General features: G+C 64.1%; 10 protein-coding genes and 1 pseudogene. 2 read left to right on the top strand and 9 right to left on the bottom strand.

The genetic code is table 11. The features are described 5' to 3' along the window. Nucleotides 1–3: 3 nt before the first annotated feature. Nucleotides 4–417, bottom strand: a complete 414-nt coding sequence (locus NKI32_RS09870) for a tellurite resistance TerB family protein (RefSeq protein WP_023688697.1) — start codon at nt 415–417, stop codon at nt 4–6. Between the two features lie 156 nt (nt 418–573). Between NKI32_RS09870 and NKI32_RS09875 the strand changes: the two genes are divergently transcribed. Next, nucleotides 574–2,223, top strand: coding sequence for a lysine--tRNA ligase (locus tag NKI32_RS09875; RefSeq protein WP_353002557.1), 1,650 nt, complete (start codon nt 574–576; stop codon nt 2,221–2,223). Here the strand turns inward: NKI32_RS09875 and NKI32_RS09880 are convergent. The 8 genes and pseudogenes from NKI32_RS09880 to NKI32_RS09915 form a co-directional block, all read right to left on the bottom strand. After that, nucleotides 2,186–3,058: a thermonuclease family protein gene (locus NKI32_RS09880; RefSeq protein WP_353002558.1), complete on the bottom strand. Its 873-nt coding sequence runs from the start codon at nt 3,056–3,058 to the stop codon at nt 2,186–2,188. The genes NKI32_RS09875 and NKI32_RS09880 overlap by 38 nt on opposite strands. A gap of 8 nt (nt 3,059–3,066) precedes the next feature. Further along, nucleotides 3,067–3,717 carry a S24 family peptidase gene (locus NKI32_RS09885; protein WP_023715330.1) on the bottom strand — a complete coding sequence of 217 codons (651 nt, stop codon included), beginning with the start codon at nt 3,715–3,717 and terminating at the stop codon, nt 3,067–3,069. 310 nt (nt 3,718–4,027) lie between these two features. Beyond that, nucleotides 4,028–4,154, bottom strand: a pseudogene (locus NKI32_RS31555) (thioesterase family protein); the annotation flags it as partial. Nucleotides 4,155–4,192: 38 nt separating this feature from the next. Continuing rightward, nucleotides 4,193–6,412 carry a 3-hydroxyacyl-CoA dehydrogenase NAD-binding domain-containing protein gene (locus NKI32_RS09895; RefSeq protein WP_353002559.1) on the bottom strand — a complete coding sequence of 740 codons (2,220 nt, stop codon included), beginning with the start codon at nt 6,410–6,412 and terminating at the stop codon, nt 4,193–4,195. A 23-nt stretch (nt 6,413–6,435) separates the two neighbouring features. Next, nucleotides 6,436–7,644 carry an acetyl-CoA C-acetyltransferase gene (locus NKI32_RS09900; protein WP_023669613.1) on the bottom strand — a complete coding sequence of 403 codons (1,209 nt, stop codon included), beginning with the start codon at nt 7,642–7,644 and terminating at the stop codon, nt 6,436–6,438. Nucleotides 7,645–7,675: 31 nt separating this feature from the next. Beyond that, on the bottom strand, nt 7,676–8,845 hold the full coding sequence (locus tag NKI32_RS09905) for an acyl-CoA dehydrogenase family protein (RefSeq protein ID WP_352623892.1): 1,170 nt from the start codon (nt 8,843–8,845) through the stop codon (nt 7,676–7,678). A gap of 230 nt (nt 8,846–9,075) precedes the next feature. Beyond that, entirely contained in the window at nt 9,076–10,866 is a 1,791-nt protein-coding gene (locus NKI32_RS09910; protein ID WP_352623894.1) for an acyl-CoA dehydrogenase, read from the bottom strand. Between the two features lie 274 nt (nt 10,867–11,140). Then, nucleotides 11,141–11,599 carry a MerR family transcriptional regulator gene (locus NKI32_RS09915; protein WP_023669610.1) on the bottom strand — a complete coding sequence of 153 codons (459 nt, stop codon included), beginning with the start codon at nt 11,597–11,599 and terminating at the stop codon, nt 11,141–11,143. Nucleotides 11,600–12,078: 479 nt separating this feature from the next. Between NKI32_RS09915 and NKI32_RS09920 the strand changes: the two genes are divergently transcribed. Continuing rightward, the gene (locus tag NKI32_RS09920; RefSeq protein WP_352623897.1) at nt 12,079–16,068 is read left to right on the top strand and encodes a peptidoglycan-binding protein; all 3,990 of its coding nucleotides are present in this window, start codon (nt 12,079–12,081) and stop codon (nt 16,066–16,068) included. The last annotated feature ends 153 nt before the right edge of the window (nt 16,069–16,221 follow it).

Consider the following 16,221-nt stretch of genomic DNA (forward strand, 5'->3'; position numbering starts at 1 on the left):
GGATCAGGTCAGCGTGCGCAGGCGGGCCTTCGCCCCGCGCGCGATGGCTGCGGCGGTCAGCGTGTCGAGATCGAGCTCACGCCGGATCAACTGCAGCACTCGCAATTCCTCCATGCGCATTTCTAGATCGACGGCGGCAACCTCGAAGGCCGCGGCATAGGCGGTGTCGTGCAGCCGTTCGGGCAAAGTCTCGGCGACACGCTCGAGCACGCCTTCCAACCCATCCTTTTCATGCAGCATCTTCTGGCAGTCCTGCGCAATGGCGATCAGCCTGTCCTGCTTGAAATCCTCGAACACCGGCCAGCTGCGGACGACGTCGCCGATGCGCGCCAGTTCGATATCGGTCATGTCGCGATCGGAAGCCGAGGTGATGACCATCAGGTAGATCAGGGCTTCATGGGTGGACGGCAACGGCATTCAAAACTCCTTGATAGTGAGGGTCGAAGGTAGGGACGCCACGGCGCCGTCGCAACGAAAACGCCTGATATCGTTGACGCTCCGCCCTGTCGCGCCTAGAGACCCGGTTGAAAAATCTTACCAGCCGCGAAAGCCGGCCATGACTGGAACTTTGACATGACGGGATCAAACATCGCCGATCTCAACCCCGAAATGCTTGCGGCAGCCGCCGAAAGCAAGGCCTGGCCGTTCGAGGAAGCCAAAAAGATCATCGAGCGCTACAAGGGCGGCGACTTCCCGGAGATCGTCCTGTTTGAGACCGGCTACGGCCCGTCGGGCCTGCCGCATATCGGCACGTTCGGCGAGGTCGCGCGCACCTCGATGGTGCGCCATGCCTTTCACGTGCTGACCGGGAACAAGGTCAAGACCAAGCTGCTCTGCTTCTCCGACGATATGGACGGCATGCGCAAAATCCCCGACAATGTGCCGGATCGCGCAGCGCTCGAGCCCTATCTGCATATGCCGCTGTCGGCGGTGCCCAATCCGTTCGGCGGCGACTATCCGAGCTTTGGCGACCACAACAACGCGATGCTGTGCCGCTTCCTCGACACGTTCGGCTTCGACTACGAATTCGCCAGCGCCACGCAGTACTACAAGGCCGGCCGCTTCGATGCGATGCTGGTGCGCGCCGCCGAGCGCTATGAGCAGATCATGGCGGTGATGCTGCCGACGCTGGGGCCGGAGCGGCAGGCAACCTACAGCCCGTTCCTGCCGATCTCGCCGAAGAGCGGGCGCGTGCTCTACGTGCCGATGAAGCATGTCGACGCCAAGGCCGGCACCATCACCTTCGACGATGAAGGCACCGAGACCACGCTTTCGGTGACCGGCGGCAAGGTCAAGCTGCAGTGGAAGCCGGATTTCGGCATGCGCTGGGCAGCGCTCGGCGTCGATTTCGAAATGTTCGGCAAGGACCACCAGACCAATGCGGTGATCTACGACCGCATCTGCAACATTCTCGGCGGGCGCGCGCCCGAGCATTTCGTCTACGAACTGTTCCTGGACGAGAACGGCCAGAAGATCTCGAAGTCGAAGGGCAACGGGCTGACCATCGACGAATGGCTGCGCTACGCGCCGACCGAAAGCCTCGGCCTCTATATGTATCAGCGGCCAAGGCAGGCGAAAAAGCTCTATTTCGACGTCATCCCACGCGCCGTCGACGAGTACTACACCTTCCTCAACGCCTATCCGCGCCAGGACTGGAAGGAGCGGCTGGGCAATCCGGTCTGGCACATGCATGACGGCAAGCCGCCTTCCATCGACATGCCGGTGCCGTTCTCGCTGCTGCTCAACCTGGTCAGCGCCTCCAACGCGCAAAACAAGGATGTGCTGTGGGGCTTCATCTCGCGCCATGCATCTGGCGTGACGCCGGCGACGCATCCCGAACTCGACCAGCTGGTCGGTTTCGCCATCCGCTACTTCGACGATTTCGTGAAGCCGACGAAGACCTTCCGGCCGGCCGACGATGTCGAACGCGTGGCGCTGGAAGCGCTTGGCAACGCGCTTGCTGGCCTGCCGGCCGGCGCCGACGGCGAAGCGATCCAGAACGCTTCGCTCAACGTGGCGCGCAAGATCGAACGCTATCAGGACCATTCGAAGAAGAGCCCGGACGGCGGCCCTGGTGTCTCGGGCGCTTTCTTCCAGATGATCTACCAGGTGCTGATCGGCCAGGAACGCGGACCGCGCTTCGGTTCGTTCGCAGCCCTCTACGGCATCGCCGAAACCCGCGCGCTCATTGAGCGGGCGCTGGCTGGTCAGCTGGCGGCGTAATTTCCGTCCCGGCCGGCGGCGTGTCCATCGCCGGGGCATCGAGGATCGGTTGCGACGCCGTCGGTGCCGCAACCGGCGTTGGCGCCGGTGGCAGGCCGCCAAGATTGGGCGCGGCACCGAAGACGCCCTTCTTGGCGGCGCGCGCCTTGTCGCCCGCTTCGACATAGGGGCCGCCTGCCGTGGCGCGCGCCCAGCCGTTTTCGACCAGCCACTGGCCGACATCCAGCTTGCCGATGCGGCATTCGGCGGCGATCAGCGCACGGTCGGCCTCCGGCGGCACCTTGCAGGCAACGGCCCGGCCGCGCAGGAAAGACCGGAACGCGGTGCGCGCCCTGATACCGCAAGCCCAGGACTTGCCGCCCTCGGTGCAGGTCTCGTCTTGCCTGACGATGTCGATGCCGGAGACCGTCACGGAATAACCCTTGGCTTCGATCAGGCCGGCGGCGGCCGCGACCGGCTGGAACAGTTTTGTTCCTCCCCAGTCGTCGACCGCTCTGCGCCCACGCGGCTTGGGCGGTCCGGCCAGCGCCAGGTCGCTCAGCGGCTCGCGTGGCTCAACCCGTTCAAGTTCTTCTACCGGCAGCGGCGGCGGTGCGATGGCCTCGGGATCGATCGCCCTCGAATGCACCTGAGGCGAGTGCATCGGAGGCTTGACGGGCTGGACCTCGGGGATCGCCGACGTCGCCGGCTCCTCGGGCACGGCGTCGGTGTCCGGGTCGATCTGGTCGACAGTAATGGCGGGGCCGTCGCGATGCAGCGCGCGACCGCCGGCGACGACAATGGCGACCATCACCGGGATCGCCAGGAGGGCTATGAGGATTTGAAGCAGACGCACCGCGAGACCTACTGGCTTGCCCAGACGATCCGCGCCACCCATTCGACATCGCGCATCGCGATGTCGCGGTCCGGATGGTCGGGGTTGAGCGAAATCAGCACGATCGATTTCGTCGTCTGGCGGTCGAGCACCTTGGCCATGACTTCGCCGGCATTGGTCTTGACGACGACGCGGTCGCCCTTGCGGGTAGCGGCGCCCGGCTCGACGATCAGCACATCGCCATTGCGGTAGAGCGGCAGCATGGAATCGCCCTGCACCTTCAACGCATAGGAGGTTTCGGTCGCCCGTGCCGGAAGCTCGACAAGGTCCCAGCCCTGGCCTGAGGGATAGCCGGCATCATCGAAGAAGCCGCCGGCGCCGGCCTGGGCGAAGCCGAGCAGCGGCACCGCTGAACGCTGCGGGGCTAACGAGCCCGAAGCTGTCTTGGCGCGGCCTTCGACCAGTCCGGTGAATTCGTCGAGCGAAGCGCCTGTCGCCTCGATGATCTTGGCCAGCGATTCGGTCGAGGGCCAGCGCGGTCGCCCATCCGAGGACAGCCGCTTCGACTTGTTGAAAGCGGTGGAGTCCAGACCGGCTCGCCGGGCCAGGCCGGAGGCCGACAATGAATAGCGCTCGGCGAGAGCGTCGATGGCTGCCCAAACTCGGTCATGCGAGAGCAATTCGCTCTCCTCAAAACAGGAAAAAATACCTTTTCCTTCTAACGCGCGGTCATCCGATTGTCCACCGGCGCGCGGCCCGATCCCCTAAAAAGCTGTGTGCGGCGAAGTCGTCATGGATGCCTCAAACTGCCTTGGCAAGGCTGCGCAATCCTTGGTGGGAGGTCATGCAAACCCGCTCGGCCTCGGTCGGCGGCCGCGGTTGAACGGAGCGGGCAAGCGTCCTATTGGACGCGCCAAGGACGCAGTAGCATTTGATTTGGCGCATGATCCTTTCCGAAAATCGATTCCGATTTTCGGGGTCATGCGCGAGGTCGGCGAGCATCATGTAGCGGGCGTTGTTGAGATGGAGGTTGAAGTCGATGTCGGCAGGCAGCGAAAAGCCAGCCGACTTTCGCTGCCGACCGCGTAAGGGTCACGGCGCGCCTTGCCGTGGCCATGCGCGCGAGGCGCCCTCAGACGTACATGGGGCGCTAGCTCAAGCGGCCTTCTGCACTTCGCCTTTCGCATAGGGATCGAAGCGCTGGTAGAAGGTCTCGCCCTTCTCCGCCAGGTCGAGTAGCAGCTTGGGCGCCTTGAACTCGGCGCCGTATTTCTTCTGCAGGCCCTTGGCTATTCTGACGAATTCCCTGGCGCCAATGCCGTCGATATAGGACAGCGCGCCGCCGGTGAATGGCGCGAAACCGAAGGCGAGGATCGAGCCGACATCGGCCTCGCGCGGATCGGTGACGATGCCCTCTTCCATCACCCGGGCCGCTTCCAGCGCAATGGTTACCAGCAGGCGCTGCTGCAGTTCCTCATAGTCGACCTTCTCGGCCTCCAGCTGCGGATAGAGATCCTTCAGGCCCGGCCACAGCTTCTTCTTGGCAGGCTTGGCCGGATAGTCGTAAAAACCCTTGCCGTTCTTGCGGCCGAAGCGGCCATGGGTGTCGACCAGCGTGTTGATCAGCGCCATCTGCCTGGGGTCGACAGACTTGTCTCCGAGGTCCCTGATGGTCTGCTTCATGATCTTCTGGGCAAGGTCGATCGCCGTCTCGTCGGTAAGCGCCAGCGGGCCGACCGGCATGCCGGCGGCCTTGGCGGCGTTCTCGATCATCGGCGCCGGAACGCCTTCGATCAGCATCTTGTAGGCTTCCGACATGTAGCGCAGCACGCAGCGGTTGACGTAGAAGCCGCGCGTGTCGTTGACGACGATCGGCGTCTTCTTGATGGCGCGCACGAAATCGATCGCGGTGGCCAGCGCCTTGTCGCCGGTCTTCTTGCCCAGGATGATCTCGACCAGCATCATCTTGTCGACCGGCGAGAAGAAGTGGATGCCGACGAAATTCTTCGGCCGCGCCGAATTCTTGGCCAGTGCAGTGATCGGGATGGTCGAGGTGTTGGAGGCGAGGACCGCTGACGATTTCAGCACGGCTTCGGCCTGTTCGGTGGCAGCCTTCTTGACGGCCGAATCCTCGAACACCGCCTCGACCACCAGATCGCAGCCGGCGAGATCGGCATAGTCGGCCGTCGGCGTGATCAGCGACAGAAGTCTGTCCTTCTCCTCGGGCTTGGCGCGGCCCTTCTTGACCTGATCGGAGATCAGGCTGTCGGAATGCGCCTTGCCCTTTTCGGCCGACGCCATGTCGCGGTCGAGCAGGACGAGCGGGATGCCGGCCTTGGCGGTGACAAAGGCGATGCCGGCACCCATGAAGCCGGCGCCGAGAATACCGATCTTCTTGAACTTGGTCTCCGGCACGCCGGCCGGACGGCGGGCGCCCTTGTTGAGCTCCTGCAGCGAGACGAACAGCGAGCGGATCATCGCTGCTGCTTCCTTGGACTGCATGATTTCGGTGAAATAGCGCTGTTCGATGCGCAGACCGGTGTCGAACGGCACCAGCAGGCCCTCATAGACGCATTTCAGGATGGCCGCGGCGGCCGGATAGTTGCCGTAGGTCTCGCGACGCAGGATGGCGATGGCCGGCGGCCACAGATTGAAGCCGGCGGGCGAATAGATCAGGCCGCCGGGCAGCTTGAAGCCCTTCTCGTCCCAGGGTTGGACGGCTTTCAGGCCGTTCCTGATCATCGCCTTGGCGGTCTCGATCAGCTTGCCGGGTTCGGCGATCTCGTGGATCAGCCCCATCGCCTTGGCTTTCTGCGGCGACAGCGTCTGGCCGGTGGTCAGCATCTGCAACGCCTGCTGCTGGTCGGTCAGGCGCGGCACGCGTTGGGTGCCACCGGCGCCGGGGAAGATGCCGACCTTGGCTTCCGGCAAGGCCATCTTGACCTTTTCGGAGTCAGCGGCAACGCGGCCATGACAGGCCAGCGACAGCTCGAACGCGCCGCCCATGCAGGTACCGTTGATCGCCGAGACCCAGGGCTTGCCCGACGTTTCGAGCTTGCGCCACAGGCCCCCCATGCGGCCGGCATTGTCGAACAGAAGCTGTGCCGCCTTCTCCGGGTCCTTGGTCTTCTCCTTGGCAAATACGGCCAGCATCTTCTGCAGCATGGTCAGGTCGGCGCCGCCGGAGAAGCTGTCCTTTCCCGAGGTGATCACCGCGCCCTTGATGGCGGCGTCGGCCACCACCTGGTCGATGATCTTGTCGAGCTCGTTCATTACCTCTTCGGTGAAGACGTTCATCGAGCGGTCCGGCATGTTCCAGGTGACCAGCGCGATGCCGTCTGCGTCGGTGTCGACCGTGAAGTTTGTATAAGTCATGTCTCTCTCCTTCCGGCCGAAAATCAGACGCGTTCGATAATCGTTGCGGTGCCCATGCCGGCGCCGATGCAGAGCGTCACCAGAGCGGTGTTCAAATCGCGGCGCTCGAGCTCGTCCAGCACCGTGCCCAGGATCATCGCGCCGGTGGCACCGAGCGGATGGCCCATGGCGATGGCGCCGCCATTGACGTTGATCTTGTCGTGCGGGATTTCGAATGCCTGCATGTAGCGCAGCACCACCGAGGCGAAGGCCTCGTTAAGCTCGAACAGGTCGATATCCGACAGCTTCATCTTGGCGCGCTTCAGAAGCTTCTCGGTGACGTCGACCGGACCGGTAAGCATCAGCACCGGCTCGGAGCCGATGTTGGCAAAGGCGCGGATACGCGCGCGTGGCTTCAAGCCCATCGTTTTGCCGGCCTTCTTGGAGCCGAGCAGCACTGCGGCGGCACCGTCGACGATGCCCGACGAATTGCCGGCATGGTGGACGTGATTGACCTCTTCCACCTCAGGGTGCTTCTGCACGGCGACCGCGTCGAAGCCGCCCATTTCACCAGGCATGACGAAGGACGGGTTGAGCGAGGCCAGCGACTGCATGTCGGTCGACGGCCGCATATGCTCGTCATGATCGAGGATGGTGAGGCCGTTCTGGTCCTTGATCGGTATGACGGAGTTCTTGAAACGGCCATCGGCCCAGGCCTTGCCGGCGCGCTTCTGGCTCTCGACCGCATAGGCGTCGACGTCGTCGCGCGAAAAACCATACTTGGTGGCGATCAAATCGGCCGATATGCCTTGCGGCACGAACCAGCCGGGCAGGCCGACGGACGGGTCCATGAACCAGGCGCCGCCCGAGGCGCCCATGCCGACGCGCGACATCGATTCCACGCCGCCTGCAATGACGATCTCGTCGGCGCCTTGAGCGATCTTGGCGGCGCCGAAATTGATGGCGTCGAGACCCGAAGCGCAGAAGCGCGATATCTGCATGCCCGGCGCCTTGTTGTCGTAGCCGGCTTCGAAGGCGGCGGCGCGCGGGATGACGGAGCCGGCCTCGCCCACTGGGTCCACGCAGCCGAAGATGATGTCGTCTACGTTTGCGGTGTCGAGGCCGTTGCGGTCGCGCAGCGCCTCAAGCGTCCTGGCGGCGAGCCGCACCGCCGGCACTTCGTGTAGCGAGCCATCCTTCTTGCCCTTGCCGCGCGGTGTGCGCACGGCGTCATAGACATAAGCTTCGGCCATTTGCTTGCTCCTTGCTTTGCCGACGTCGCTCTCAGAGAGAGCGGCCGATCAGCAATTTCATGATCTCGTTGGTGCCGCCGTAGATGCGCTGGACGCGGGCGTCGCGGAACATGCGGGCGATCGGATATTCATTCATGTAGCCATAGCCGCCATGCAATTGAAGGCATTCGTCGACGACTTTTCCCTGCAGGTCCGAGAGCCAGTATTTCGCCATAGACGCCGCCACCGGATCGAGGCCGCCATTGATGTGGCGGGTGACGCAATCATTGTAGAAGACGCGGCCGATGGTGGCCTCGGTCTTCAGTTCGGCGAGCTTGAACTGGGTGTTCTGGAACTCGATGATCGCCTTGCCGAAGGCCTTGCGATCCTTGACGTAGTCGATGGTCAGCGCCAGGGCGCGTTCGATCATGGCGATCGCGCCGGTGCCGATCTGCAGGCGCTCCTGCGGCAATTGCTGCATCAGCTGGATGAAGCCCTGTCCCTCTTCGTGGCCAAGCAGGTTCGAGGTCGGCACGCGCATATCATTGAAGAACAGCTCCGACGTGTCGTTGGCCTTCAGGCCGATCTTGTCGAGGTTGCGGCCGCGTTCGAAGCCTTCGGCCTCGTCGGTCTCGACGACGATCAGCGAGGTGCCCTTGGCGCCTTTGGCCGGATCGGTCTTGGTGACGACGATGATGAAATTGGCCAGTTGGCCATTGGTGATGAAGGTTTTCGAACCGTTGATCTTGTACTGGTTGCCGTCCTTCTCGGCGCGCGTCTTGACGCCTTGCAGGTCGGAGCCGGCGCCCGGCTCGGTCATGGCGATGGCGCCGATCAGTTCGCCGGTCGCCAGTTTCGGCAGCCATTTCTTCTTCTGCTCTTCCGAGCCGTAGTGAAGGATGTAAGGAGCAACGATCGCGTTGTGGAGACCGATGCCGAAACCGTCGACGCCGACATGGCCAATTGCCTCGATGATGGCGCTCTCATGCGCGAAGGTGCCGCCGGAGCCGCCATATTCCTCCGGCATCGAGGCGCAGAGCAGGCCGGCGGAACCTGCCTTGCGCCAGCTCTCGCGGTCGACCATCTCGTTCTTCTCGAACTCGTCGTAGCGCGGCGCGATCTCTTCCGACATGAAGCGATGCGCCATGTCGTAGAGCATGCCGACTTCGTCCGCCGCCCAGGCTGGCTTCGGCAAAGAGAGCACTTCTGATGGATTTGTCATGCCGTTTCTCCCGCGCCAACGTCCCCCTCCCCCTTGAGGGGAGGGTGGCCGCGAAGCGGTCGGGTGGGGTCGCCGATGACGTGCTCGACCTTATCTTCGGAATTGACGCGGGTTTGGGGCATTGCGATCATCTCCTACCAAAGCGCCAACCAGCCGGCGCACTGCACGCAGGACCCCTCCCGGCCCTTCGGGCCACCCTCCCCTCAAGGGGAGGGGGACGCCGGCCATTTCTAGAACGCTTCCGCAGGCAGCGCCATTAGCGTGTCCGCACCACTGGAAATGCGGGCGAGATGTGCCGATGTCTCGGGCATGATCCGCTCCATGAAGAAGCGCGCCGTCACCACCTTGTTGTCGTAGAACGACTGCGAACCGTTGGCGCCGGTCTTGCCGAGCGCGGCCTTGGCCATCTGCGCCCACATGTAGCCCAGCGCGACCAGGCCGAAGAGATGCATGTAATCGGTCGACGCGGCGCCGGCATTGTCGGGCTTGGCCATGCCGTTCTGCACCAGCCACATGGTCGCCGCCTGCAGATCGTTGAGGCCCTTCTTCAGCGCCTTGGTGAAAGGCGCCAGCTTCTCGTCGGCGCGGTTCTCCTCGCAGAACTCGCCGACGTCCTTGAAGAAGGCCTGCACGGCGCGACCGCCATTCAGACCAAGCTTGCGGCCGACGAGGTCGAGCGCCTGGATGCCGTTGGCGCCTTCATAGATCATGGCGATGCGGGCATCGCGCACGAACTGGCTCATGCCGTGCTCTTCGATGTAGCCGTGGCCCCCGAACACCTGCTGCGCCATGACTGCATGGTCAAAACCCTTGTCGGTGAGCACGCCCTTGATCACCGGCGTCAGCAGGCCGGTATAGTCGTCGGCCGCCTGGCGATCCTTGTCGTCGGCGGAGCGGTGGGCGATGTCGGACTTGATCGCCGTCCACAGCGCCAGCGCGCGGCCGGCCTCGTTGAAGGCCTTCATGGTCATCAGCGAGCGGCGGATGTCGGGATGGACGATGATCGGATCGGCTTGTCTGTCCGGCGCCTTGGCGCCAGACAGCGAGCGGCCCTGCAGCCGGTCCTTGGCGTAGGAGACCGCGTTCTGGTAAGCGATCTCGGACAGCGACAGGCCCTGCAGGCCGACGCCGAGCCGGGCTTCGTTCATCATCGTGAACATCGCCTTCAGGCCGCCATTGGCCTCACCGAGCAGCGTGCCTTCGGCCTCGTCATAATTCATGACGCAAGTCGAATTGCCGTGTATGCCCATCTTCTCCTCGATCGACCCGCAGGAGAGCGTGTTCTTCTCGCCCGGATTGCCCGAGGCATCGAGCTTCAGCTTTGGCACGATGAACAGCGAGATGCCCTTCACGCCTGCCGGCGCGCCTTCGATGCGGGCCAACACGAGATGGACGATGTTTTCCGACATGTCGTGCTCGCCGGCCGAGATGAAGATCTTCTGGCCTGAGATCTTGTAGGTGCCGTTGCCGTTCGGCACCGCCTTGGTGCGCAGCAGGCCGAGATCGGTGCCGCAATGCGGCTCGGTCAGGTTCATGGTACCGGTCCAGGACCCCTCGACCAGCTTCGGCAGCCATGTCGCCTTCTGTTCGTCGGTGCCGTGTGTGATGATCGCAGCGATAGCGCCTTGCGTCAGGCCGGGATACATCATCAGCGCCATGTTGGCCGAAACCATGTATTCGGCAACCGCGGTGTGCACGGCATAGGGCAGCCCCTGGCCGCCGAACTCGACGGGCGCCGCCAGTCCCATCCAGCCGCCTTCGCGATACTGGTCGTAGGCTTCCTTGAAGCCCTTCGGCGTCGTCACCGAGCCGTCCTCATGGCGCACGCAGCCTTCCATGTCACCGACGCGGTTCAGAGGATGCATAACGTTTTCGGCGAGCTTGGCGCCTTCGGCGAGGATCGCCTCGACAACGTCGGGCGTCGCGTCGGCAAATCCGGGAAGGTTGGAGTAGCGCTGATAACCCAGCACCTCGTTGAGCACGAACAGCGTGTCCTGGACCGGCGCCCTGTAGATCGGCATGTGTTTCCTCCACCATGCGGGTCTTGGCCGCGAGATCGAGCCCCGAAACATGAGGTTGGGGCGGCATGCGGGCCAATGTTGAAAGCGGGATAGCAAAAATTGACGTTTGCGTAAACGTCAATTTTGTCGCCGGGACAAAATTTACCTATGCCAGCCTATCGGCACGAGCGGTGCATGGCTTTGTGCAAAGCGAGGGGGGTCAAACAAAAAGAGCCGCGCGGGCGGCCGCGCGGCTCTTAAGTTCAAAGCTTTCGCCGGGAGCTGCGGAGCAAAATCAGCTGGCGGCGCTGGCCGGGGCCGAACGCTCGGACAGCATCTGGCGCACGGCCGACATCGAGCCGCTCAACTCGTTGATGGCGTCGTCGATCAGCGCGCGCTGCTTCTGCAGGCGGGCAAGCTGCTTCTCCGACTTGTCGAGAGCCAGCCGCAGCTGCTTGGTGTTGGATCCCGTCGGATCGTAGAGATCCATCATCTGCTTGACGTCGCGTAGCGAGAACCCGACCTTGCGGCCGAGCAGGATCAGCTTCAGCCGCGCCTTGTCGCGACGCGTGTATAGCCGCGTCGCCCCATCGCGCTTTGGATTGAGCAGGCCCTTGTCTTCATAGAAACGCAGCGTGCGCAGCGTCACGCCGTATTTCTTGGCCATCTCGCCGATGCGCACGAGCTCCTCACTGGCTTCGGCAGACATATTGTTGGTGTTGGCCGCGGCTTCGCCGGGCGAAACAAGTTTCATAGTCACTGGCTTTCCCCTGTCGTGGCATCGCGGTCTCGGACCTTGCAACGCCTGAGTGGAAGCGGGGGCATGCTTCCAGTCGTGGTTTCAACTAATTCATCGCAAAAGGCACGAACGGCGCCTCTCTTACGTTTACGTCAATTCTATATCGATAGCCGCCGCATGACGCAAGGGCGTTCTGGGATTGCGAAACCTTATGCCGCACCCCCGGCGCCGGGTCCGAACGGGCACCGTCTGTATTTCAGCAATGCCGTAACTTCTTAAGCTTGGTTAACACCTTGTTTACCACGATGGGTGAAATGTGCGGATGTCGGTCACCCGTGTTTATCCTGTAGCGAATTTTTCACGGTTTTTCGGAGAGCGGGCCTGGCCCGGGAAGCTCGTCTTCCGCCGCAGCAGTGCCGCGCGGCCGCCTTCGTTCCCGACAAGGACTTGGGAAACTGGCAGCAAGCCGGCCATTCTGAAAAACGGACGCATCGATGAACAGCAAGCGGTCCTATCTCGATACACTCAACGCCGGCAGGCCGCGCAGGCCGAACACCACGCTCGATGAATTGAACCGCTCGCTGGAAACGCTGGAGCAGCGGCTGGAGCGCAAGCGCGAGGACGCCGCCGAGCGCTTCGATCCGCGCCGGCCCGCCCCGGAGCCGCGCTACGCAAGCGCCCAGCCCTACGCCCCGCCGCGCTGGTACGAGGACCCGCAGCCCACGCCGCGGCCGAAAGGCGCGGCGCCGGCCGGCTTCGACCAGAACTATCAGGCGATCGCCCGCGACATCGACCGCGTGCGCGGCCAGGAAGACAGCGTCGCCGTGGTCGGCAAGATCGCCGGCGAATTGCGTGGCCTGCGCGAGGAACTGCGCCATCAGATGACGGCCGGCCTGCAGCGCGAATTCGCCGCGTTGCGCAAGGACATCGAACGGGCCTTCCAGGCGAGCAACCAATCGGGTGGTCAGGCAGGCGGCTTGCCCGGCAAGGGCAGCGCCGAACTCGGCGTCGAATTCGAGCGGCTGTCCGGCGCCATCCAGACGCTGGCCGAGAAGAGCGACGACCGAAGCGTCAACATGCTGCGGCTCGAGCTCGAGCAGGTAAAGACGGCGCTCGACACATTGGCGCGCGAGGAAAGCGTGCTGAAGGTCGACCGCCGCTGGGACGATTTCGACCGCCGCTGGAGCGCGTTCGAGGACCGTGTCGACGCCGACCAGCGCAACCGCGCCGACGGCCCCGGATTTTCGGCCCTGACCGACCGGCTCGAACAGATCAGCAATGCGGTCCACAATCTGCCGGAATCGCTGTCGCTGCGCTCGATGGAAGAAAAGGTCCGCACGCTTGCCGGCGCCGTCGATCATTTCGTCAGCCAGCAGAGCAACCGCGGCGGCGACACGCTTGGCCTGATCGACGAACGGCTCGATGAGATTTCGCGCGCCATCGTCGCCTCGACCGTCGCCGCACAGGCCAATTCCTTCGACCCCGAACCGTTCGAGCGCATCGAGAAGCGGATCGCCTCGCTGGCGCAGCAGATCGAGGAAGTCGTGCAGGTTCGTCCGAGCGGCGAGGTTCTCGACCGTCTCAGCACGCTGTCGAACAGGGTCGACGAGCTTGCCGGCCGCGCCAATCTGCCGGAACAGGCGATGGAGCGCCTCGGCAAGCAGATCGCGATGATCGCCGACAAGATCGACCGCGCCCCGGCCATGCCCGACGCCGACTATATCTTCCAGGGTCTGGAACAGCGCTTCGACGTGCTGTCGGGCATGATGGAACGCCGGCAGGGCGACGCCATCGAACAGGGCAACATGCTGTTTCGCGATCTCGAGCGGCGGCTGGACGAGGTTGCCGACCGGCTGGACCAGCGTCAGCCGCAGGCTGACAGCGCCGGCATCATGGACGCCATCGACGCACGCTTCACCGCACTCGCCCAACGCATGGAGACGCGCATTCCCGATCCTGCCAACGAGGCGGCGATCCGCGGCCTGGAAAGCCGGCTCGAAGACATTTCAAGCCGGCTGGAATCGTCGGCCGCGCAGGTCGCCGGCATCGATCCGGCACTGATCCGCAGCCTCGAGGCGCAGGTCTCCGGCCTGTCGGCTCACCTGTCGAAGCCCGGCACGCCGCTGCCGGAATTCGAGGACATCAGCCCGCGTCTCAACGAAATCGAGAAGTCGCTGGCTGGAACCCGCGAATCCATCATGGGCGCGGCACGCGAAGCGGCCGAGAGCGCCGTGCGCTCGCTGGCAGATTCCAACGCCAACACCGCGGCCGTTACCGGCCTTGCCCAGGATCTGAAGACGCTGGAAGCGCTGACGCGTCGTTCGGACGAGCGCAATTCACGGACATTCGAGGCTATCCACGACACGTTGCTCAAGATCGTCGATCGTCTGGGCTCGCTGGAGACCAGCGAACCGGCCGAGGCGGTGAGCGAGCTTCTGGATGCCCAGGCCGAGCCGGCGCGGCGGGCCCGCGATGCACGCGCCTCCAAGATTTCGGTGCAGGACGCGCCGTCGATGGATATCGACCAGCCGCTGCCGCTGACCGGAGACATGGCCGATCTCGACGGCCGCGCCGCCGCCATCATGCGCAGCGAGCCGGATATGCGCGCCGACCCGGGTACGCGTAGCGACCCGGTCATGGGCAGCGAACCCGTGCGGCGCTCGCCAGCCGAGGCTGCCGCGGCCGCTGCCCAGGCAGCGCTCGGTTCCGACAGGATTGCCGAGAAAGGCGAAGCCACGGCCAAGACGTCGCTGTTCGGTGGATTGGCGCGCGCCTTCAGGGGCAAGAAGCCGGCTGACATGCCGCCGCTTGCCGGCTCGGGGCCCAATGTCGACATGCCGAGCGTCGATCTCGACGAGCCGCTCGATCCGAAGCTCGCCAACCGACCGTTGGAGCCGGGCTCCGGCGCGCCCGACCTCAACGCCATCATGAAGCGCGTACGCGACGAACGTGGCCCACCGGTGCGCCAAAACTCCGGCGATGCATCGAAATCCGACTTCATTGCCGCTGCCAGGCGCGCGGCGCAGGCTGCGGCCGCCGAGGCCGACGCGCTGAAACGCCAGTCCACCATGAAGGGCCCGGTCAAGGCGCTTCGTATCGGCGACCTGCTCAAGGCGCGGCGCAAGCCGATACTGATGGGAGCGGTCGCGATCATGCTGGCGCTTGCCGGCCTGCAACTCGGCAAGGCCTTCTTCGCCGACCCGGTCGAGGTCGCAAGCAACGATACAGCGCCGATCGTCGCCTCGCAGCCGGTCGAGACTGCTTCGGTCAACGCTGCCAGCCAACCCAAGGCAGACGCGCAGGTGGCCGTGCAGGACGCGCCGGCCCGGACCGTCAGGCAGGCGGAGCCCACGGAACCGGCAGTTGGCAACGATGCGCCAATGAATGCGGCCTCGATCGCCGAGCCCGAAATGCCGGCCGTGGAACCCGCGCCAGCGCCGATGGCTCTGGCCGATCCGGCCCCCGCGCCAAATGCAATGCTGCCGACGACCGCCACTGCGGAACCGGCGGCTGCTGACGCGCAGCCTGCGGCCGCCGTCATGGCGCCCTCGGCCTCGGATACGACGGCCTCGGATACTACCGGCGCCGTTCCGCCGGCTGATGCCGCGGTAGCACCTGTCGTGGCCAAGATAGACGTTCCGGCCGATGCCGGCCCGCAAGCCTTGCGCGACGCGGCTGCCGGCGGTGACGCCAAGGCGCTGTTCGAGCTCGGTTCGCGCTATGCTGAATCGCGCGGCGTCAAGGAAGACATGGCGGCAGCGGCCAAATGGTACGAAAAATCGGCCGAGCTCGGCTTCGCACCGGCGGAATACCGCATCGGCAATTTCTACGAGAAGGGCATCGGCGTCACGCGCAACGTCAAGAAGGCAAAGACCTTCTACCAGCTCGCCGCCGCGCAGGGTAATGCCAGCGCCATGCACAATCTGGCCGTTCTGTTTGCCATGGCCGCCGACGGCGTGACCGACAATGAATCGGCCGCGCACTGGTTTCAGGCGGCGGCCGATGTCGGCGTCAAGGACAGCCAATTCAATCTCGGCATCCTGGCGGCAAAGGGCGTCGGCATGAAGCAGAGCCTGGAGGAATCCTACAAATGGTTCGCGCTCGTCGCCAAGACCGGCGACAAGGATGCGGCTGCAAAGCGCGACGAGGTCGCCACTGCGCTGCGCCCCGAACAGCTGGAGCGGGCGCGCGCCGCCACGGAACTGTGGAAGCCGAAGCCGCTCGACCCGGCGTCCAACTCGGCCGACATTCCTGAATCCTGGCAGGAAGGCACGCCGCAGACCACCGCCAGCGTCGACATGAAGAAGGCGGTCAAGAACATCCAGCTCATCCTCAACAAGAACGGCTACGATGCCGGCGGCGCCGATGGCGTGATGGGCGGCAAGACCAAGACCGCAATCATGGCTTTCCAGACCGACAACAAGATGCAGGCGACCGGCGAAATCGACGAAAAGCTGGTGAAGGCGCTGCTGGCGCACAAATAACGGCAGATGCGTCGCTAACGCGACGCCCTTGCCATACATTTGCCTGTTAACTGCTTGAGATGTTTTTTGTTTCGGTAGGGCGGCGGGGTTTGATCCCACTGCCCCGGCGGTGCAAGAAAGAATTGGCTTTTCGGTGCGACAATGCCCTGGAAT

It is taken from the genome of Mesorhizobium sp. M0761 (assembly GCF_040320205.1).
GTDB lineage: Bacteria > Pseudomonadota > Alphaproteobacteria > Rhizobiales > Rhizobiaceae > Mesorhizobium.